The following is an 18,570-nucleotide window of genomic DNA, read 5'->3' as shown; positions in this document are numbered from 1 at the left end:
GGCAGGGTGACGTGGTCAGCTCGGCAGTGACCTGGCAGGCCCGGGGTGCAGACAAGACGTGTACGCCTGTCCTCCCCTAACGTCCACCAGTGAGGTTCAGTTAGCGATGAACAGCCAGTTGCCGGAGTCGTCGCCGGGGCGGTACACGCCGTTCGCCCGCTTTGCGACCACTCCCGGCAAGCCGTGCTCGCGGCTCGCGCCGAGGACGTCCGCGCCGCCGCCGAGGTAGTAGCGGGGGACCTGCCAGTGGCGATCCGTCACCGGCAGGTCCTCCAGCAGTTCGCGGCGTTCGGTGTAGGGCAGCGAAAGCGTCGGCGCGCCGTCGAGGTGCAGGACATCCGATGCGAAGTAGAAAACCGGGCAGCTCGTCTTCAGCCGCTTCGCCGCGGAGCCGTCGGCCCGGCGGCGTTCTTCGAGACCCTTCGGATACGGCTTGCCGTCCTTGATCACGACGACTTCGCCGTCCAGCAGGACTTCCACCGACCCGAGCTCTTCGCCCAGCTTGTGCAGGTCCGGGTAGCGGCCGGTGACGTCGGCGCCGGTGTCGTCGTGCGCGATGACGCGGCCGCCGGAGACCTGCAGCATCGTGCGCAAGCCGCCCCACGCGAACTCGTACGCCCACTCGCCGTCGTCCGCCGGGAGGTCGCCCGGGACCGCCGTCATCGGCTCGAGGAACTCGGGGGCGTCCTCGTGCCCCGGCTCGGCCGGGTCGAGGCGCCGCAGCATCCAGTCGCGGTCGTCGTCGACGTTGTGCCGGTTGAGGAAGAGGTACTTGCCGCGCGCCCGCTCGCCGTGGAAGACGACCTCGACCTTGTGGTCGTTCCAGTGCAGGGTTTCGTACTTCCCGGTGTCCCACACCGTCATCCGGCCGCCGCCGTACTCGCCCGCCGGGATCTCGCCCTCGAACGTGAGGTACTCCATGGGGTGGTCTTCGGTGTGCACCGCGAGCCGGTTCACCCCCGGCGCGAGCGGCAGGCCCCGCGGCACCGCCCACGACACGAGCACGCCGTCACGCTCCAGCCGGAAGTCCCAGTGCAGGCGGGAGGCGTGGTGCTCCTGGATGACGAAGAGGTCGTTGCCGCCCGGTTCCGGCGGACCGTCGGGCCAGGGTTCGGGGGTGCGATCCTTCCCGCGTTTGCCGCGGTACTCCTCGAGCCGGTCGGCCATCGGTGCCCGGTACCCCTTCCGCTCGAGAGCTTCCAGGGTACCGGGCCACCGCGTCAGTCCGTCTCCGCCATGGCTTCGGCGAACTGAGCCGCATACAGCCGCGAGTAAGCGCCGCCGCTGCCGAGGAGCGTCTCGTGGTCGCCGTGCTCCACGATCTGACCGTGCTCCATCACCAGGATCACGTCGGCGTCCCGGATCGTGGAGAGCCGGTGGGCGATGACGAAGCTGGTGCGGCCGGTGCGCAGCTCGTTCATCGCCCGCTGGATGAGCACCTCGGTGCGGGTGTCGACCGAGCTCGTCGCCTCGTCGAGGATGAGGATGACCGGCTTGGCCAGGAACGCCCGCGCCACCGTGATCAGCTGCTTCTCGCCCGCGCTGACCGTGCCGCCCTCGTCGTCGAGGATCGTCTCGTAGCCGTCCGGCAGGGTGCGCACGAACCGGTCGACGTACGTCGCCGTCGCCGCTTCGATGACCTCCTCGCGGCTCGGGTTGTCCGCGCCGTAGGCGATGTTCTCCGCGATCGTGCCGCCGAACAGCCACGCGTCCTGCAGCACCATCCCGGTCTGGTCGCGCAGCTCCTCGCGGTTCATCTTCGCGATGTCGACGCCGTCGAGCGTGATCCGCCCGCCGTCGAGCTCGTAGAACCGCATGAGCAGGTTGACCAGCGTCGTCTTGCCCGCGCCGGTCGGGCCGACGATCGCCACCGTCTGGCCGGGTTCGACGGTGAGCGACAGGTCGTCGATCAGCGGCTTGTCCGGCAGGTAGCGGAACGAGACGTCCTGGAACTCGACGCGCCCGCGGATCTCGGCCGGCCGCTCCGGGTCCTCCGGCTCCGGGGCCTGCTCCTCGGCGTCGAGGAGCGCGAACACCCGCTCGGCCGAGGCGACGCCGGACTGCAGCAGGTTCGCCATGCTCGCGATCTGCGTCACCGGCTGGCTGAACTGGCGCGAGTACTGGATGAACGCCTGGACCTCGCCGAGCGTCAGGCTGCCCGACGCGACGCGCAGCGCGCCGATCACCGCCACCAGCACGTAGCTCAGGTTGCCGATGAACATCATCGCCGGCTGGATCATCCCGGAGATGAACTGCGCCCGGAAGCTCGCCTCGTACAGCGTTTCGTTCTGCTTGTCGAAGATCGCCGCGGACTCCTCGCGCCGGCCGAACACCTTGACCAGCGAGTGCCCGGTGTACATCTCCTCGACGTGCGCGTTGAGCTTCCCGGTCGTCGACCACTGCTTGATGAAGTTCGGCTGCGCGCGCTTCCCGATCTTCGCCGCCACGACGGCCGAGAGCGGCACCGTGAGCAGCGCGATCAACGCCAGCAACGGCGAGATCAGGAACATCATGATCAGGACGCCGATCACCGTCAGCAGCGACGAAACGATCTGCGACAGCGTCTGCTGCAGCGACATCGCCAGGTTGTCGATGTCGTTGGTGACGCGGGAAAGAACCTCGCCGCGCGGCTGGCGGTCGAAGTACTTCAGCGGCAGCCGCGCGAACTTGTCCTCGACGTCCTGGCGCAGCCGGTACACCGCGTTCTGCACGAGAGTCGTCGTCAGCCGGGCCTGGATGAGCCCGAAGAACGACGCGATCACGAACAGCGCCAGCACGGTCAGCAGGATCTGCCCGACCTTGTCGAAGTCGATGCCCATGCCGGGCACGAGATCGACGCGGCCGTAGATGTCGGCGAGCGTGCCGTCACCGCGGGCGCGCAGCCCGGCGACGACCTGCTCCTTGGTGACCCCCGGCGGCACCTGCTTGCCGAGCACGCCGGCGAGGATCGCGTCGGTGGCCTGGCCGAGGATCTTCGGCCCGATCACGGTCAGCGCGACGCTCGCCGCGCCGAGCACGAGCACGCCGATCAGCTGGAGCCGTTGCGGGGCCAGCATGCGCAGCAGCCGCTTGAGGGAGCCCTTGAAGTCGAGGGCCTTCTCCGGCGGGGCGCCGCCGGCCATCCACCGGCCGGGTCCGACGGTCGCGGCCCCGGTGTTCTTCTGCCGCTCGGCGGTCGGCCGTTCCCCCGCTTCGGTGACGGCGGGCTTGGCGTCCGTGGTACTCACGCCGCCTCCTGTTCGGTCAGCTGGGACAGCACGATCTCCCGGTAGGTTTCGTTGCCCTCGAAGAGTTCGTGGTGGGTGCCGGTGCCGACGACGCGGCCCTCGTCGAGGACGATGATGCGGTCGGCGTTCCGGATGGTGCTGACGCGCTGCGCGACGATGATCACCGTCGCGTCGGCGGTCTCCGAGACCAGTGCGCGGCGCAGGGCCGCGTCGGTCGCGTAGTCCAGCGCCGAGAACGAGTCGTCGAAGAGGTAGATCTCCGGCTTGTGGACCAGCATCCGCGCGATGGCGATCCGCTGCCGCTGGCCGCCCGAGACGTTCGTGCCGCCCTGGGCGATCGGTGCGTCCAGGCCTTCGGGCATCGCCTCGACGAAGTCCTTGCCCTGCGCCACTTCGAGGGCGTGCCACAGCTCTTCGTCGGTGGCGTCCGGGTTGCCGTAGCGCAGGTTGGTGGCCACCGTCCCGGCGAACAGGTACGGCTTCTGCGGCACGAGCCCGACCGCGCGGGCGAGCACCCCCGCGTCGAGGTCGCGCACGTCGACGCCGTCGACCTTCACCGTGCCCCGAGTGGCGTCCATCAGCCGCGGGATCAGGTTGAGCAGCGTGGTCTTCCCGGTGCCCGTGGACCCGATCACGGCGGTGGTCTCACCCGGCCGCCCGATCAGCGAAATGTCCTGCAGCACCGGCTTTTCCGCGCCGGGGTAGCGGAACTCGACGCCGGAGAGCTCCAGGTGGCCGTGCAGCGTGCCGAGCTTGACCGGCGACGCCGGCAGGCGGACGCTCGACTCGGTGTCGAGCACCTCGCTGATCCGCTCGGCGCTGACCTCCGCGCGCGGCACCATCATGAACATGAACGTGGCCATCATGACCGACATCAGGATCTGCAGCAGGTAGGACAGGAACGCCGTCAGGGCCCCGATCTGCATGCTGCCGGAGTCGATGCGCTGGCCGCCGAACCACAGCACCGCGACGCTGGAGGCGTTCATCACCAGCATGACGATCGGGAACATCAGCGCCATCAGCCGGCCGACGCGCAGCGAGACCGTGAGCAGCTGGTCGTTCGCGACGTCGAAGCGCTCGCGCTCGTGCTTGTCGCGGACGAACGCGCGGATGACGCGGATGCCCATGATCTGCTCGCGCAGCACCTGGTTGATCCGGTCGATCCGCTCCTGCATCAGGCGGAACGCCGGGCGCATCTTGGTGATGATCGCGCCGACCGCGACCGCCAGCACCGGCACGATCACCAGCAGCAGCGAGGAGAGCGGCACGTCGAGGTTCAGCGCCAGGATGATCCCGCCGACGCACATGATCGGCGCCGACACCATCAGCGTCAGCGTCATGACCACGAGCATCTGGATCTGCTGGACGTCGTTGGTGGTCCGGGTGATCAGCGACGGCGTGCCGAACTGGCCGACCTCGCGGGCCGAGAAGGCCTGCACCCGGTGGAAGACCGCGGACCGGATGTCGCGGCCGACCGCCATCGCGGTGCGGGCGCCGTAGTACACCGCGCCGATCGAGCCGGCGATCTGGGCGAGCGTCACGGCGAGCATCACGGCGCCGACGCGCACGATGTAGGCCATGTCGCCCTTGATCAGCCCGTTGTCGACGATGTCGGCGTTGAGCGTCGGCAGGTAGAGCATGGCGATCGTCTGCACCAGCTGGAGCAGCACGATCACCCACAACGTGGTTTTGTACGGGCGCAGATGGCTGCGCAGGAGCTTGACTAGCACAACGCTTCCCCCAGTGGAGTGGTGGTGGTGTTCGGGTTTCGGTTCGGTTCGCCGCCGGTCAGCGTCGGCATGCCGGTGGCCAGCTCGTCCAGCAGCCGTTCCAGGATCGGGAGGAACGGCTCGCCTTCGGTCATGAACCAGTTGACGAAGGCGACCCGGACGGCGCTTTCCACCGTGGCGGCCATCAGCCGGCACAACAGGTGGTCCACACCGCCCACCCGCTTCGCGATCGTTTCGGCGAGGACCCGCTCGACCGCCGCGTGGGCGTTGAGGAACTCGCCACGCAGCATGAGCTGGCCCATCAGCTCCCGGATACGCGCAACATACGCGCGATCGGGCTCGCCCTCACGCGAATATTGCTCGATCACCGCCTGCTTGACGGCCTCCCAGAGCGGCTCGCCCTCCGGCCGCGCGAGCAGGGCTTCGCGCATCCCCTCGTGGCGGTCGACGACGATCGAGCAGACCGCCTGCTCCTTGCTGGAGAAGTAGTTGTTGAATGTGCGGGGGGAGACGCCGACCTCGGTGGCGATGTCCTCGACCCGCACGTTCTCCAGCCCGCGGTCCAGCGCGAGCCGCAAGGCGGCCTGCGCGAGCGCCCGGCGGGCCTCGCGCTTCTTGCGTTCCCGCAGCGTGAGCTTCGGTGGTTCATCCGGCGGCACACACGGAGTGTAGCGAAAAACTTGCGTGCCCCGCAAAAAAGTGCGCGGCACGCAAAATTAGGGCGAACCGGACATGGCCCGGATTTCGCCGTGCGCACCCTCGCTGCCAGCGGTATCGGTGCCCGTGTGCGCTCTGTTGCGGGACGCAATTTGCAAAATTGAACCGAATGGCGTAATCCACTGCGCTCACCAGGCCTGACGTTCCGAATCCTTGCTCACTCAACGCGATCACGTGGGGACCGGTTGTGGACACGTCACGAGGCTTTCTGCTTGCATGTCGGTCGTCGCCGCCGGGGGTCGGCACGCCGCACCGCGTCCGAACTGAGCAAGGAAGAAGTGGGACCACATGGCCAGCCGGGCCCGGGAACTCCTGGATCGATCACGCGTCCTGCTGGACCGCTCGCGGGTCGCCGCCGCGCAGTACCTCACCGCGCCGCCGAAGCACCCTGTGCAGACGCCCGCGGCCGGGCCCGCGCTCGCGCAACTGCCGCCGCCGGCGCCCGTAGCGGTGCCGGAAGCGCCGGCGGACGACGCCGTGCTGGCGGAAATCTGCGCCAGCGTCGCCCTGCGTGACCTCAACCTCCTCGACCAGCTCCTCGCCCGGCTCGAAGAGCTGGAGGCGGGGGAGGAGGACCACCACCGCCTCGCCGAGCTCTACCAGCTCGACCACCTGGCGACGCGGCTGCGGCGCAACGCCGAGAACCTGCGCGTGCTGGCCGGTCAGGAGACCGCCGACGACGCCGCCCGCGCGACGTCGCTGCTCGACGTCATGCGCGCGGCGATGTCCTCGATCGACCACTACGCCCGGATCACCATCGGCCGGGTCGTGAACCTCGGTGTCGTCGGCTTCGCCGCGGAGGACCTGGGCCGGGTGCTGGCGGAGCTGTTCGACAACGCCGCCAACCAGTCGTCGCCGAGCTCGCCGGTGAACGTCAGCGCGCACCTGACCGAGCAGGGCAGCGTGCTCGTCCGGATCGAGGACGAGGGCATCGGCATCCCGGCCGACCGCGTCGACGGTCTCAACGCGCGGCTGGCCGCCGGCGGTGAGCTCGACGACGCCGCGGCGCGCCACATGGGTCTCGCGGTCGTCTCCCGGCTCGCCGCCCGCCACGACGTCACCGTGCGCCTGGACCGGCGCAGCCCGCACGGCACGGTGGCCACCGTGCTGCTGCCGACCGGCATCGTCACCGAGCTCGCCGAGAACGCGTGGTCGGGCACCCGGACCGTCACGGTCGAACCCGTGAAGGCCCCGGTCGGTGAGCCGGCCACCGCCGGCGGCCTCCCGCGCCGTCGTCCGGGCACCTTCCCGCGGGAAGAGCCGGTCACACCGATCCCGCGTCGGCCCACCCCGCGTCCGCGGCCGGTCGAGCAGACCGGCGGGACCACCGCCAACGGCCTGCCGCGCCGGGTGCCCGGCAGCATCCGCGGGGCCGCGCCCGAACCGCCGCCGCCCCCACCGGCCCCGGCTTCGCCCGGCACCGGCCACGACCAGCTGCTCGCCGACCTCGGCGCGTTCGCCGACGGTGAGCGGGCCGCGCTCGCCGAGAACCGTTCCCAGCAGGACGAGACGCCCGGAGGAACCGCCTCGTGAGCGCCCCCCACCCGGCCCCGGCGAACTTCGCCTGGCTGCTCGACGACTTCGTGCGCAAGGTCCACGGCGTCAGCCACGCGCTGATCATGAGCGTGGACGGCTTCCCCCTCACCGCGTCCGACTCGGTCGGCGAGGCCGAGGCCGAACAGCTCGCGGCGATCGCCAGCGGCCTGCTTTCGCTGGCCGGCAACAGCGCGGCACTGTTCGGGAAGGGCGCCTGCGAACAGATCATCATCCGGCTGACCCACGGCTACTTCCTGTTCATGGGCATCGGTTCCGGTGCCGGGCTCGCGGTGCTGACCTCGGGCGAGGCGGACATGAAGGTGGTCGCCTACGAGATGACCCAGTTCATCACCAACGCCGGCCACGCGCTCACCCCCGAGGTGCGCGCCGAACTGCGCCAGGTGCTCACCGCGCGCCGGCCGCGGGTGTGATGGGCGTGCCCCATGAATCTTTCGGGGGTCCGGGTGGCGGAGCCCCCGGCCCGGGGCGCAGCCCCGGAAAGCAGCACAAGGATGTGATTTCCGTGTCCGACAAGGACACCGCCTTGCCGCGGCGCAGCCGCCGGATCCGCGCGTACGCGCTCACCGGTGGCCGCACCAGTACCCGCCACCAGCTGCTGGTGGAGACGCTGGTTTCGGTCCCGCAGTACGACCCGGCGCTGAGCGGCACGCTCATGCCGGAGTCGCGCTCGCTCTACGAACGCGCCCGGGCGCGGTGCTCGATCGCCGAGCTGTCGGTCGGGCTGGACCTGCCGCTGGGCGTGGTCCGGGTGCTGATCGGCGACCTCGCGTCCCAGGGCGCGGTCTTCGTCCACCCCACGGCGCACGCCTACCACCACGACACCAACGTGCTCGAGAGGATCCTTGATGGGCTCAAGCGGCTCCCCGCCTGAGGGCGATCTGCTGACGATCTCCGCGAAGATCGTCGTCGCCGGGGGCTTCGGTGTCGGCAAGACCACGTTCGTCGGGTCGGTGTCGGAAGTGCCACCGATGAGCAACGAGGCGTGGATGACCGAGGCCGGCGAAGGCGTCGACGACATCCCGCCCGGCGGCAAGTCGACCACGACCGTCGCGATGGACTTCGGCCGCATCACGCTGCGCCCGGACCTGCTGCTGTACCTGTTCGGCACGCCCGGCCAGGCGCGGTTCTGGTTCCTGTGGGACGACCTGAGCCGGGGTGCGCTCGGCGCGGTCGTGCTGGTCGACACCAGCCGGATCGACGACTCGTTCGCGGCGATCAACTACTTCGAGAACGACTCCGAGCTGCCGTTCGTCGTCGCGGTCAACCAGTTCGAGGGCATGCCGGTGCACGACCTCGACGAGGTGCGCGACGCGCTCGCGCTCGACCCGAGCGTCCCGCTGGTCACCTGCGACGCCCGCGACCGCGCCTCGACGATCGCCACCCTGACCGAGCTGGTCAGCCACACGTTGTCGCTGGCGGTGCTCTCCGGCCCGGCGGGCCGGGAGCTCGCCGGCAGCGCCCCGCACGCCTGAACGAGGAGAGAAGAGCTTCATGCGCAAGGTCCTGATCGTGGGCGCCGGGCAGTCCGGGCTGCAGCTGGCCCTGGGGCTGCTGGCGAAGGACTACGACGTCACGGTGATGTCCGCGCGGACGCCGGAGGAGATCCGGAGCGGGCGCGTGATGTCGACGCAGTGCATGTTCCACGACGCGCTGCAGCACGAGCGGGACCTCGGCATCAACCAGTGGGAAGCCGACACGGTGAACGTCGAAGGCCTCGGCGTGTCCGTGGCCGCGCCGGACGGCGGGCGCGCGCTCGACTGGTTCGCCGAGCTGGACCACATCGCGCAGTCGGTCGACCAGCGGGTGAAGATGGCCGGCTGGCTCGAGCTGTTCGAAGACCGCGGCGGCAAGCTCGTCATCCACGGCGTGATGACGTCCGAACTGGACGCCCTGGCGAAGCTGTACGACCTGGTGATCATCTCGGCCGGGAAGGGCGAGCTGGTCCAGCTGTTCGACCGCGTGCCCGAGCGGTCGCCGTACACGAAGCCGATGCGCGCGCTGTCGCTGGCCTACGCCCACGGCGTGCGCCCGCGGCCGGAGCACCCGGACAAGATGGCGGTGCGGTTCAACATCGTCCCCGGGGTCGGCGAGCTGTTCATGATCCCCGCGTACACGCTGAGCGGGAACTGCGACATCCTCTTCTTCGAAGGCGTGCCCGGCGGGCCGCTGGACTGCTTCGCCGACCGGCCGGGCCCGGCCGAGCACTTCGCGCGGATCCTGGACCTGATGAAGCGGTTCGTGCCGTGGGAGTACGAGCGCAGCCGCGACGCCGAGCTCACCGACGCGAAGGCCACCCTGGCCGGGGGCTACACGCCGGTGGTCCGCAACCCGGTCGGCACCCTGCCCGGCGGGGCGACCGTGCTGGGCATGGCCGACGTCGTCGTGGCGAACGACCCGATCACCGGCCAGGGCTCGAACAACGCGAGCCACTGCGCGGCGACCTATCTGGACGCGATCGTCGAGCGCGGCGACCGCCCGTTCGACGCGGAGTGGATGGACGCCACGTTCGAGCGCTACTGGGAGTACGCCCGCCACGTCACCGAATGGACGAACGCGCTGCTCCTCCCGCCGCCCCCGCACGTGCTCCAGATCCTCGGGGTCGCCGGCCAGAACCCCGCGGTCGCGCGGCGGTTCGCGAACGGTTTCACCGATCCCACCGACTTCCAGAACTGGTTCATGGACCCCGCACTTTGGGAGAAATACCTGGCAGAGGTCTAGATCGTCGCCTCACCGGGCTGTCGCCGCCGCGCATTTCGGGCTACCTTTGTCACGTAGCGTGAGTGCGAGGGCGAAAGGTGTGTGGCATGCGGGCGATGTGGAAGGGCTCGGTCTCGTTCGGGCTGGTGTCCATTCCGATCCAGCTGTACGCGGCCACGGAGAACAAGAACGTCTCGCTCCGGCAGGTGCACGAAGCCGACGGCGGCCGCATCCAGTACAAGCGGTTCTGCACGATCGACGGCGCCGAAGTGCCCTACGCCGAGATCGCCAAGGGCTACGAGCTGCCCGACGGCGAGATGGTCGTGATCACCGACACCGAGATGGCCGACCTGCCGCTGCCCACGCAGCGCACGATCGACGTCCTGGAGTTCGTGCCGATCGAGTCGATCGACCCGATCCAGTACGACCGGACGTACTACCTGGAGCCGCAGAAGAACGCGGTGAAGCCGTACATCGTGCTGCGGGACGCGCTGCACAAGTCGAGCCAGGTGGCCGTCGCGAAGGTCGCGGTGCGGCAGCGGGAGAGCATGGCGGTGCTGCGGGTGCACGCCGACGTGCTGGTGATGACGACGATCCTGTGGCCGGACGAGGTCCGCGAGCCCGACTTCCCGTTCCTGCGCGACGACCCGCCGCAGATCCGGCCGCAGGAGCTGACCATGGCCGGGTCCCTGATCGACTCCCTGGCCGAGCCGGTGTTCGAACCGGAGAAGTACCACGACCACTACCGCGAGGCCCTCGAGGAGATGATCGAGGCCAAGGTGGCGGGGGAGGAGACGACCAAGCCGGCGGCGGTCACCGCCAAGGCCGACGTGGTCGACCTGATGGCGGCGCTGCAGGCCAGTGTGGACGCGGCGAAGAAGTCCCGGGGGGCGAAGTCCACTTCGGAGGAGTCCGATGAGGACGAGGCCCCGGCTCCGGCGAAGAAGAAGCCGGCCGCCCGCAAGCGGGCCCCGAAGTCCGCTTGAGCCCGTCGCACGCGGTGAACGAGTCGTTCCTCGCGTGAGGAACCGGTCAAGCGCGTAACACGATCGTGTATGCAGCTGTGTACACGGGCTTGGCGATGTGCTAACACTAACGGGGTCCTTCGGCTCTCCCTCCCCCTCGGAGCCGGAGGACCCTTTACTCGGTGCCGAACGGCCGAACGGCCTGGCACGGCGAGCATTGCTGCTGACGCCGTGCCAGGCCGTTCGCGAGTCCGTGGATCAGTACCAGTGCGCACGCCCACCGATCCGGCGGCCGGTGCCGCCCAGGATGGCCAGTGCCACGCCGGCCACCGCGAGAATGATGCCGATGGTGTAAAGCACCGGGATACCCACGATGAACCCGATGATCAGAAGAATTACACCGAGAACGATCACTTTGACACACACTCCTTCGCATGGGACCCGTCCGCCGTACCGGCCGGGCGGATGCGCTGTCACGGGGAGAATGGCCAGTTTCCCGATAAACCAAACTGCGTCAAATGGAGCAATCTGGGTTCAGTACCGGTAGTGGTCGAGCTTGTACGGGCCCTCGACGTCGACGCCGATGTACTCGGCCTGCGCCTTCGACAGCTTGGTGAGTTTCACACCGAGGGCGTCCAGGTGCAGCCGGGCCACCTTCTCGTCGAGGTGCTTCGGCAGCCGGTGGACGTCGGTGGCGTACTCGCCGGGCTTGGTGAACAGCTCGATCTGCGCGATGGCCTGGTTGGTGAACGAATTCGACATCACGAACGACGGGTGGCCGGTCGCGTTGCCGAGGTTCATCAGGCGGCCTTCGGAGAGCACGATGATCGCGTGGCCGTCCGGGAACGTCCACTCGTGCACCTGCGGCTTGATCTCGTTCTTGACGATCCCCGGCAGCTTCGCCAGCCCGGCCATGTCGATCTCGTTGTCGAAGTGCCCGACGTTCGCGACGATCGCGTTGTGCTTCATCCGGCTCATCTGGTCCGCCGAGATGATGCCGAAGTTGCCCGTGGTCGTGATGAAGATGTCGGCCGTCGTGACGACGTCGTCCAGCTCCACCACGTCGAGCCCGTCCATCGCCGCCTGCAGCGCGCAGATCGGGTCGATCTCGGTGACCGAGACCCGGGCACCCTGGCCGCGCAGCGCCTCGACCGCGCCCTTGCCGACGTCGCCGTAGCCGCAGACGACGACGCGCTTGCCGCCGATCATCACGTCGGTGGCCCGGTTCAGGCCGTCCACAAGGGAGTGCCGGATGCCGTACTTGTTGTCGAACTTGGACTTCGTCACGGAGTCGTTGACGTTCATCGCGGGGAAGAGCAGCTCGCCGTCCTTGGCGAGCTTGTAGAGCCGCTTGACGCCGTTGGTCGTCTCCTCGGTGACGCCGCGGATCTCCTTGGCCGTGCGGGTGAAGCGGTCGCCGTCGGCCGCGAGGCTCGCGCGCAGTGTGCCGAGGACGATCCGGTACTCCTCCGGGTCCTCTTCGGACGGTTGCGGCACCGCGCCCGCGGCTTCGAACTCGACTCCCTTGTGGACGAGCATGGTCGCGTCGCCGCCGTCGTCGAGGATCATGTTCGGCGTCCGGCCGTCGGAGAAGGCGAAGAGCTGGTCGGTGCACCACCAGTACTCTTCGAGCGTTTCGCCCTTCCACGCGAACACCGGCGTGCCCGCGGGGGCGTCGATGGTGCCCTGCGGGCCGACGACGACCGCCGCGGCGGCTTCGTCCTGGGTGGAGAAGATGTTGCAGGACACCCAGCGCACCTCGGCGCCGAGCGCGACGAGCGTCTCGATGAGCACGGCGGTCTGCACGGTCATGTGCAGCGACCCGGCGATGCGCGCGCCCTTCAGCGGCTGCGCGGCGGCGTACTCGCGGCGGATCGCCATGAGGCCGGGCATCTCGTGCTCGGCCAGCCTCAGCTGGGTGCGGCCGGCCTCGGCCAGGGACAGGTCGGCGACGGCGAAGTCGAGACCGTTGCGGCGGGTGAGTTTGTCGCTCATGGTTCGGTGTACTCCGGAGCTCGTTGACGGAACGCTCGGGAGGCGGCACGGAGAAATCCGTGATGACAAAGAAAAAGCACCTCCCTCGCGGGAGGCGCCCTTGGAGTCGTGGTCCGGGCCGAGCGTGGCGGAAGGAGTTCCGTCGCAGCGCCTCTCGGCCCGGGACCAGGATGGCAAAGCCGCCGGGAAGCTGTCAAGCGAGCGAACGGGCCATGAGGACGTCGTCGACGTCGGTGCCGTCGACGCGGAATTCGGCTCGCAGCACGCCTTCCACGACGAACCCGCAGGCTTCGTAGACCCGCCGGGCCGCGGTGTTGTGACCCAGCACGCGCAACGTCACCTTGCGCGCTCCGCGCCGGCGCGCTTCGGCCACGGCGGCGTCGACGAGCTGCCGGGCGATGCCGAGCCGGCGCCGGTCCGGGTCGACGGCGAGCCCGCCGATCACGCGCACGTGCCGGTGGGCGGGAATGCCGAACCCCTCGCCGAGGCGGACATAGCCGGCGACAGTGCCGTCGTGTTCGGCGACGAGGACGTCTTCGGGGCGGGTGCCGTCGTCGAAGAACGGCGTGCCGGGCGGCGGTGGGGGAGCGGGCGACACCATCGAGGTCCAGGTGCGCTCGTCGAGTTCGGCGAGCGCACCTTCGTCGTCGGCGCGGGCCACGCGGATGGTGCTCACCCGTCCAGTGTGGTCCACGCCTCGTCGACGACCCCGGCCAGCTCGCGCGCGTCGTGGTTGCCTTCGGTGCCCATGCTCCGCACCGCGACGGTCAGGCCGGGGCCGGTGCGCTGGCAGTTCAGCACGAACGAGCGGTCCGGGTCCGGGGTCGAGCCGGACGCGGCCGGGTCGTTGTGCACCAGGCACTGCACGGCGCCGACGCGCACCAGCTCGGTGCTCGGTGCGGCCACGCCGAGGGCCTGGACGTCTTCGTACGGCGCGAACAGCTCCGGCGAGGGCGCGCGCACGGCGACCAGCTGGAACGACCGCCGCAGCCGGTCGTCCTGGTACTGCTGCACCACCGCGCCCGCGCCGTCGTAGGCCGCCGAGACCCGGGAGGCCGTCTCGCGGTCGGTCTTGTCGATGCGGTCGATCGTCGCCTTGCCGCGCGCGGCGTCGAGCTTCGCGATCGCGTCCTGGGCCCGGCTGAGCCCGCCGAGGTTCGCCGGGGCGGTCAGGGTCTGCCCGCTGGGCCCGTCGAGCAGGCTCAGCGTCAGCCACGGCACGCCGACCAGGAAGGCGCCGACGAGCACGCCGAGGAGGCCGGCGACGACGGGCCGGGCGAGTGGCGGGCGCGGTACGGGCTGCCGTACCGGCGGCTGCGGGTGCTGCCCGGCCGCCGGCCCGACGGGGAATTCCTGCGAGTAGCCCTCGGTCACCCGGGAATCGTGGCGCAGTCCGGTCCCTCCCGGGAAGGGAATTTTGCCCGGCCCGGTCAGATGAGGTGCGCGCGTCGCCAAATGCCCTCGGACCGGCCGCCGATCAGCCCCGCGTCACGCAGGAAGGGCACGATCTTCTCGGCCATCCAGCGGCGTGTCTCGTGGAAGTGCGGGTTCGCGAGCGCCGCGGCCCGGCCTTCGCGCGGGTCGATCCCGACGCTGCGGTAGACCCGCGGGTCGACCATGCCGTCGATGACGCCGAACGCGACGAGCGCGGTCCGCAGCCGGTGCCGGTGCAGCGCCGCCTTCGACAGCTTCGGGGTCTCCCGCAGCACCTCCTCCTTGGCGAACCGGACGTGCCGGGCCTCCTCGACGACGTGGATGCGGTTGACCGAGCGGATCAGCGGCTGGATGCCGTCGTCGTCCATCATCGAGCGCTGCAGCCGGTCGGTGGTCTCCTCGGCGACCAGCACGCTGGCGAACATCGACGGCCCGGCGGCCGTCGCGCCGAACACCTTCGCGGCGCGGTGCACGACCTTCGGGACGCCGTAGCGCGGCACGCCGAGCCGGTCGGCGGTGCGGGCGAACATCACCGAGTGCCGCGTCTCGTCGCCGATCTCGGTCATGGCGTACTGCGCGTGCTCGGTGCGCGCGTCGAGGTCGAAGACGTACCGCGCGAGCAGCTGCATCAGGACGATCTCGAACCACAGGCCGACGCTCATGATGCTGGCGATCTCGTGCTTGGAGAGCTCGATCCGCTGCTCCGGCGTCAGCCGCGCCCAGAGGTCCGTGCCGTAGAGCGAGACGCGCTCCAGTGGCATGTACGCCTTGCCCTCGGCGAGCGGCGCGGTCCAGTCGATGTCGACGTACGGGTCGTAGGAGTTCTTCGCGGAGCTCTTGAGCAGGCGAGCCGCGGTCACGTCCCGGTCCTGGGCCTCGACGCCCATGGTGACCTCCGGAAGTAGGGGGTACATGCTGTACTAGCTACTTCGGAGCGTACACCGGCTCGCCGGGCTTGAGTAGGCTTCCCGGGTGACCAAGGTCGACGGACGGGCGGCGCGCTGGGCGGGCCAGCAGGAACGGCGGCGCGCGGAGTTCGTCGACGCGGCCTTGGAAGCGATCGCCGAGCACGGTCCGGACGTCTCGACCGAGCAGATCGCCGAACGCGCCGGCGTCGCCCGCACCCGCCTGTACAAGCACTTCGACGGCGCCGCCGACCTCCAGCGGGCGATCGCCGAACGGGCGGCCGAGCTGGTGACGGCCGAGCTCCAGCCGCTCTGGCACCCGTCGGGTTCGCCGACCGAGATGATCGCGGCGGCGATCTCCACCCACCTGCGCTGGCTGACCGAGCACGCCCAGCTGCACCGGTACCTCGTCCGCACGCTGCCGGGCACGCCGGAGGGCCGCACCGACGTCCGGGGCACGATCGCCCGCCACCTCAGCCGCCTGTTCACCGGCTACCTGACGGCGTTCGGCCTGGACCCGGCCCCGGCGGACACGATCGCGTTCGGCCTGGTCGGCTACGTCGAGTCGGCGACGACCCGCTGGCTCGACCACCCGGGCACGCTCACCCTCGACCAGCTGACCGCCCAGCTGAGCGGCACGATCTGGGCGATGCTCGACCACACGCTCCGGGCGGGCGGGGTGAACCTGGATCCGGACCGGCCGTTGCCGCTGCCGGAGGAGCTTTAGTCCTCTCGCAAGAACTCCGCCCGCACGCCCAGCAGCCGCACCGCGCGGGTCAGCTCGAACATCCCCAGCACCTCCTGCGCCGCGCGGTCGATCTCGGCGGCGTCCGACGTCGGTTCGGGCAGGGTGATGCTGTGCGTGTGGGTCAGGAACGGCACGAACCGCACCTTCACCGCGATCCGCGCCGCCGGGCGGCCTTCGTCGAGGACGTCCTGCCCGACGCGCTTGGCCAGCGCCGACACCTCCGCGGCCATCTCCGCCGGGTCCGTGAGGTCGCGCTGGAACGTCGTCTCGCGGCTGCGGGAGCGGGCCACGTACGGCGTCGCGCTCACCTCCGCGTCGCTGATCCCGCCGCCGAGCAGGCGCAGCCACGGCCCGGTCTTCGGGCCGAACCGCGCGGCCAGCGCCGCGACGTCCGCGCCGGCCAGGTCCAGAACCGTGTGGATGCCCAGCTCGGCGAGTTTCTTGGTGGTCTTGCCGCCGATGCCCCACAGCGCGTCGGTGGGACGCGCGGCCATCACGTCCCACCAGTTCTCCTGCGTCAGCCGGAAGATCCCGCCCGGCTTGCCGAAGCCGGTGGCGAGCTTGGCCCGCAGCTTGTTGTCGCCGATGCCGACGGCGCACGACAGCCCGGTCTCGCGCGCCACGGCCTCCTTGATCGAGGCCGCCAGCGCTTCCGGGTCATCCGTCTCGGCCCCGACGAACGCTTCGTCCCAGCCCAGCACCTCCACGACGACCGGGAGCTCGCGCACCGCGGCCATCACGTGCTCGGACACCTCGAGGTAGGCCGGCGGGTCGCTGGGCAGGAAGACGGCGTCCGGGCAGCGCTTGGCGGCGATCCGCAGCGGCATGCCGGACTGGACCCCGAACTCGCGGGCCTCGTAGGACGCGGTCGCGACGACGGCGCGTTCGGTGGGGTCGCCGTTGCCGCCCACGACCACGGGCTTCCCGCGCAGCTCCGGCCGGCGGGCGATCTCGACCGCGGCGATGAACTGGTCGAGGTCGACGTGCAGGACCCATTTCACGGGCCCAGTGTGCCTCAGAAGTTCAGAGGCGGTGGCGCGCCACGTGTGTCCAGACGGTGCCGGTGAGGGCGAGGATCCCGCAGAGGGTGACGCCGGGATCGGGCAGGACCAGCCCGAGGACCAGCAACGTCACCGCGACGACGTCGACGGCGATCAGCAGGGCGCTGCGGAGCGCGCGCGACCTCGGGCGCCGCCCGTCGCGCAGGGCGGTGGCGAGGTCGGGGTCACTGAGCTCGAGAGTGCGCTCGATCTTCTCCAGCTCGGTGCGATCGTGGTGACTGAGCATCGGGGTACTCCTTCGGCGCCGAACCCGCCGTGTCGCCGTAGCGAATACCCCATCGTCCTCCTCGTTAACCGCCGAACGTCTTCTCATTTCGTGCTTTTCGCTGCTCCGACCGGGTGATCCGCGCTCGGTGATCGCCCGCGAGCGGGTTAGGTTCGCCTGACACGAGGCCGGTCAGGCCGGCTTCGCGCCGGTTCGACGCCGGTCTGGACCTTCAAGCAGCGGAGGACTCCATGACCCTGCCCACCGAACCGATCGGCAGCATTCCGCGTCCCGGGTACCTCATCGAGGGGCTCGGGGCGTTCGCCGCCGGACGGATCGACGCCACCGAGCTCGCCGAGCTGGCAAGCCGGGCGCTGGCCGACACGATCAGCCGGTTCGAAGAGACCGGGTCGCCGGTCGTCTCCGATGGCGAGCAGGGCAAGCCCAGTTTCGCGACGTACCCGCTCGCGGGGCTGAGCGCGCTGGCGCCGGACGGCGTCGTCATCCCGTTCGCCGACGGGCACACCCGGCAGCTGCCGCGGCTGACCGCGGGCCCGTTCCGCTACGCGACCCACGCCGACGAGTACCTGACGCGGGCGAAGGCGCTCACGGGCAAACCGGTCAAGCAGGCCGTCATCGCCGCGTCCGCGCTCTCGCTGATCTACCCGGGTGACGGCATCGACGGGTACTCGCGCGAGCAGTTCGTCGCCGACCTGGTCAACGAGGCCGAGGCGGACATCCGGCGCAGCCTCGACGCGGGGGCGCACAGCGTGCAGATCGACTTCACCGAGGGGCGGCTGTCGTTGAAGCTCGACCCGTCCGGCGGGTTGCTGCGGCAGTTCGTCGACCTCAACAACGCGGTCCTCGACCGGTTCACGGCGGAGGAACGCGCGAAGATCGGCGTCCACACCTGCCCAGGCGGCGACCAGGACTCGGTGCACAGCCTCGACGTCGGCTACGCGGGCCTGCTGCCGGCGCTGTTCGAGCTGAAGGCCGGGAACTTCTACGTCCAGCTGGCGAGCGAGGCCGAGCCGGCCGCGGCGCTGGAGGTGATCCGGGACAACCTGGGCGCGGACCAGCGGATCTTCGTCGGGGTGATCGACCCGATCGACCCGCGGGTGGAGACGCCGGAGGAGGTCCGCGACCGCGTGCTCGCGGCGGCGAAGTACCTGCCGGCCGACCGGCTCGGCACGTGCGACGACTGCGGGTTCTCGCCGTTCGCGGACGACACGTCGACCTCGCGCGACATCGCGTTCGCGAAGATCCGGGCGCGCGTCGAGGGAACGCTCCTGGCGGCCGACCAGCTGTGACGCTGCCTGAGGGCCCGCA

At 70.1% G+C, this 18,570-nt stretch carries 19 protein-coding genes and 1 riboswitch; of the genes, 8 read left to right on the top strand and 11 right to left on the bottom strand.

The annotated features are described in order from the left end of the window. Nucleotides 1-96: 96 nt before the first annotated feature. Genes AB0M83_RS39915 through AB0M83_RS39900 form a run of 4 tightly spaced genes read right to left on the bottom strand, consistent with a single transcriptional unit; the run spans nucleotide 97 to nucleotide 5,616 of the window. Nucleotides 97-1,167: a DNA polymerase ligase N-terminal domain-containing protein gene (locus tag AB0M83_RS39915; RefSeq protein ID WP_364525593.1), complete on the bottom strand. Its 1,071-nt coding sequence runs from the start codon at nucleotides 1,165-1,167 to the stop codon at nucleotides 97-99. A gap of 53 nt (nucleotides 1,168-1,220) precedes the next feature. Further along, entirely contained in the window at nucleotides 1,221-3,227 is a 2,007-nt protein-coding gene (locus AB0M83_RS39910) for an ABC transporter ATP-binding protein (RefSeq protein ID WP_364525591.1), read from the bottom strand. Then, entirely contained in the window at nucleotides 3,224-4,957 is a 1,734-nt protein-coding gene (locus AB0M83_RS39905) for an ABC transporter ATP-binding protein (protein ID WP_364525589.1), read from the bottom strand. Before AB0M83_RS39905 ends, AB0M83_RS39910 begins: the two co-directional genes overlap by 4 nt. Next, nucleotides 4,951-5,616 (bottom strand): TetR family transcriptional regulator, encoded by a 666-nt coding sequence (locus AB0M83_RS39900; protein ID WP_364525587.1) that lies wholly within the window; start codon nucleotides 5,614-5,616, stop codon nucleotides 4,951-4,953. Before AB0M83_RS39900 ends, AB0M83_RS39905 begins: the two co-directional genes overlap by 7 nt. Before the next feature lie 346 nt (nucleotides 5,617-5,962). Here AB0M83_RS39900 and AB0M83_RS39895 point away from each other — a divergent pair, with 346 nt between their 5' ends. The 6 genes from AB0M83_RS39895 to AB0M83_RS39870 all read left to right on the top strand — a co-directional run bounded on the left by AB0M83_RS39895 (nucleotide 5,963) and on the right by AB0M83_RS39870 (nucleotide 10,914). After that, nucleotides 5,963-7,207 (top strand): ATP-binding protein, encoded by a 1,245-nt coding sequence (locus AB0M83_RS39895; RefSeq protein WP_364525585.1) that lies wholly within the window; start codon nucleotides 5,963-5,965, stop codon nucleotides 7,205-7,207. Continuing rightward, on the top strand, nucleotides 7,204-7,641 hold the full coding sequence (locus AB0M83_RS39890; RefSeq protein ID WP_125315245.1) for a roadblock/LC7 domain-containing protein: 438 nt from the start codon (nucleotides 7,204-7,206) through the stop codon (nucleotides 7,639-7,641). The genes AB0M83_RS39895 and AB0M83_RS39890 overlap by 4 nt, the downstream gene beginning before the upstream one ends. A 92-nt stretch (nucleotides 7,642-7,733) precedes the next feature. Further along, a complete protein-coding gene (locus AB0M83_RS39885; protein WP_360678339.1) occupies nucleotides 7,734-8,102 on the top strand; it encodes a DUF742 domain-containing protein in 369 nt (122 codons plus the stop codon). Beyond that, nucleotides 8,077-8,703 carry an ATP/GTP-binding protein gene (locus tag AB0M83_RS39880; RefSeq protein WP_364525583.1) on the top strand — a complete coding sequence of 209 codons (627 nt, stop codon included), beginning with the start codon at nucleotides 8,077-8,079 and terminating at the stop codon, nucleotides 8,701-8,703. Before AB0M83_RS39885 ends, AB0M83_RS39880 begins: the two co-directional genes overlap by 26 nt. A 19-nt stretch (nucleotides 8,704-8,722) precedes the next feature. Beyond that, on the top strand, nucleotides 8,723-9,949 hold the full coding sequence (locus tag AB0M83_RS39875) for a styrene monooxygenase/indole monooxygenase family protein (protein WP_364525581.1): 1,227 nt from the start codon (nucleotides 8,723-8,725) through the stop codon (nucleotides 9,947-9,949). Between the two features lie 86 nt (nucleotides 9,950-10,035). Then, nucleotides 10,036-10,914 (top strand): Ku protein, encoded by an 879-nt coding sequence (locus AB0M83_RS39870; protein ID WP_364525579.1) that lies wholly within the window; start codon nucleotides 10,036-10,038, stop codon nucleotides 10,912-10,914. Between the two features lie 237 nt (nucleotides 10,915-11,151). On the opposite strand, the gene AB0M83_RS39865 is transcribed toward AB0M83_RS39870, so the two are convergent. The 5 genes from AB0M83_RS39865 to AB0M83_RS39845 all read right to left on the bottom strand — a co-directional run bounded on the left by AB0M83_RS39865 (nucleotide 11,152) and on the right by AB0M83_RS39845 (nucleotide 15,209). Then, entirely contained in the window at nucleotides 11,152-11,307 is a 156-nt protein-coding gene (locus tag AB0M83_RS39865; protein ID WP_086678182.1) for a hypothetical protein, read from the bottom strand. A gap of 120 nt (nucleotides 11,308-11,427) precedes the next feature. Beyond that, nucleotides 11,428-12,888, bottom strand: coding sequence for an adenosylhomocysteinase (ahcY, locus tag AB0M83_RS39860; protein ID WP_364525577.1), 1,461 nt, complete (start codon nucleotides 12,886-12,888; stop codon nucleotides 11,428-11,430). An 85-nt stretch (nucleotides 12,889-12,973) separates the two neighbouring features. Then, nucleotides 12,974-13,050, bottom strand: a riboswitch (S-adenosyl-L-homocysteine riboswitch). A 31-nt stretch (nucleotides 13,051-13,081) separates the two neighbouring features. Further along, a complete protein-coding gene (locus AB0M83_RS39855) occupies nucleotides 13,082-13,564 on the bottom strand; it encodes a GNAT family N-acetyltransferase (protein WP_364525575.1) in 483 nt (160 codons plus the stop codon). Beyond that, nucleotides 13,561-14,262, bottom strand: a complete 702-nt coding sequence (locus AB0M83_RS39850; protein ID WP_364525574.1) for a hypothetical protein — start codon at nucleotides 14,260-14,262, stop codon at nucleotides 13,561-13,563. Before AB0M83_RS39850 ends, AB0M83_RS39855 begins: the two co-directional genes overlap by 4 nt. A 56-nt stretch (nucleotides 14,263-14,318) precedes the next feature. Further along, a complete protein-coding gene (locus tag AB0M83_RS39845) occupies nucleotides 14,319-15,209 on the bottom strand; it encodes a diiron oxygenase (RefSeq protein WP_364525595.1) in 891 nt (296 codons plus the stop codon). Between the two features lie 85 nt (nucleotides 15,210-15,294). Here AB0M83_RS39845 and AB0M83_RS39840 point away from each other — a divergent pair, with 85 nt between their 5' ends. After that, nucleotides 15,295-15,954 carry a TetR/AcrR family transcriptional regulator gene (locus AB0M83_RS39840; RefSeq protein ID WP_364525572.1) on the top strand — a complete coding sequence of 220 codons (660 nt, stop codon included), beginning with the start codon at nucleotides 15,295-15,297 and terminating at the stop codon, nucleotides 15,952-15,954. Here the strand turns inward: AB0M83_RS39840 and AB0M83_RS39835 are convergent. Further along, nucleotides 15,951-16,976 carry a DNA polymerase IV gene (locus AB0M83_RS39835; RefSeq protein WP_364525570.1) on the bottom strand — a complete coding sequence of 342 codons (1,026 nt, stop codon included), beginning with the start codon at nucleotides 16,974-16,976 and terminating at the stop codon, nucleotides 15,951-15,953. The genes AB0M83_RS39840 and AB0M83_RS39835 overlap by 4 nt on opposite strands. 22 nt (nucleotides 16,977-16,998) lie before the next feature. Next, nucleotides 16,999-17,262 carry a DUF3040 domain-containing protein gene (locus AB0M83_RS39830; protein ID WP_364525568.1) on the bottom strand — a complete coding sequence of 88 codons (264 nt, stop codon included), beginning with the start codon at nucleotides 17,260-17,262 and terminating at the stop codon, nucleotides 16,999-17,001. Between the two features lie 230 nt (nucleotides 17,263-17,492). On the opposite strand from AB0M83_RS39830, the gene AB0M83_RS39825 reads away from it, so the two are divergent. Next, nucleotides 17,493-18,551 (top strand): cobalamin-independent methionine synthase II family protein, encoded by a 1,059-nt coding sequence (locus AB0M83_RS39825; RefSeq protein WP_364525566.1) that lies wholly within the window; start codon nucleotides 17,493-17,495, stop codon nucleotides 18,549-18,551. The last annotated feature ends 19 nt before the right edge of the window (nucleotides 18,552-18,570 follow it).

This window comes from Amycolatopsis sp. NPDC051106 (assembly GCF_040682775.1).
Taxonomy (GTDB): Bacteria; Actinomycetota; Actinomycetes; order Mycobacteriales; family Pseudonocardiaceae; genus Amycolatopsis.
The sequence above is the reverse complement of the archived record's forward strand: the minus strand, read 5'-3'. Positions and strand labels throughout refer to the sequence as shown.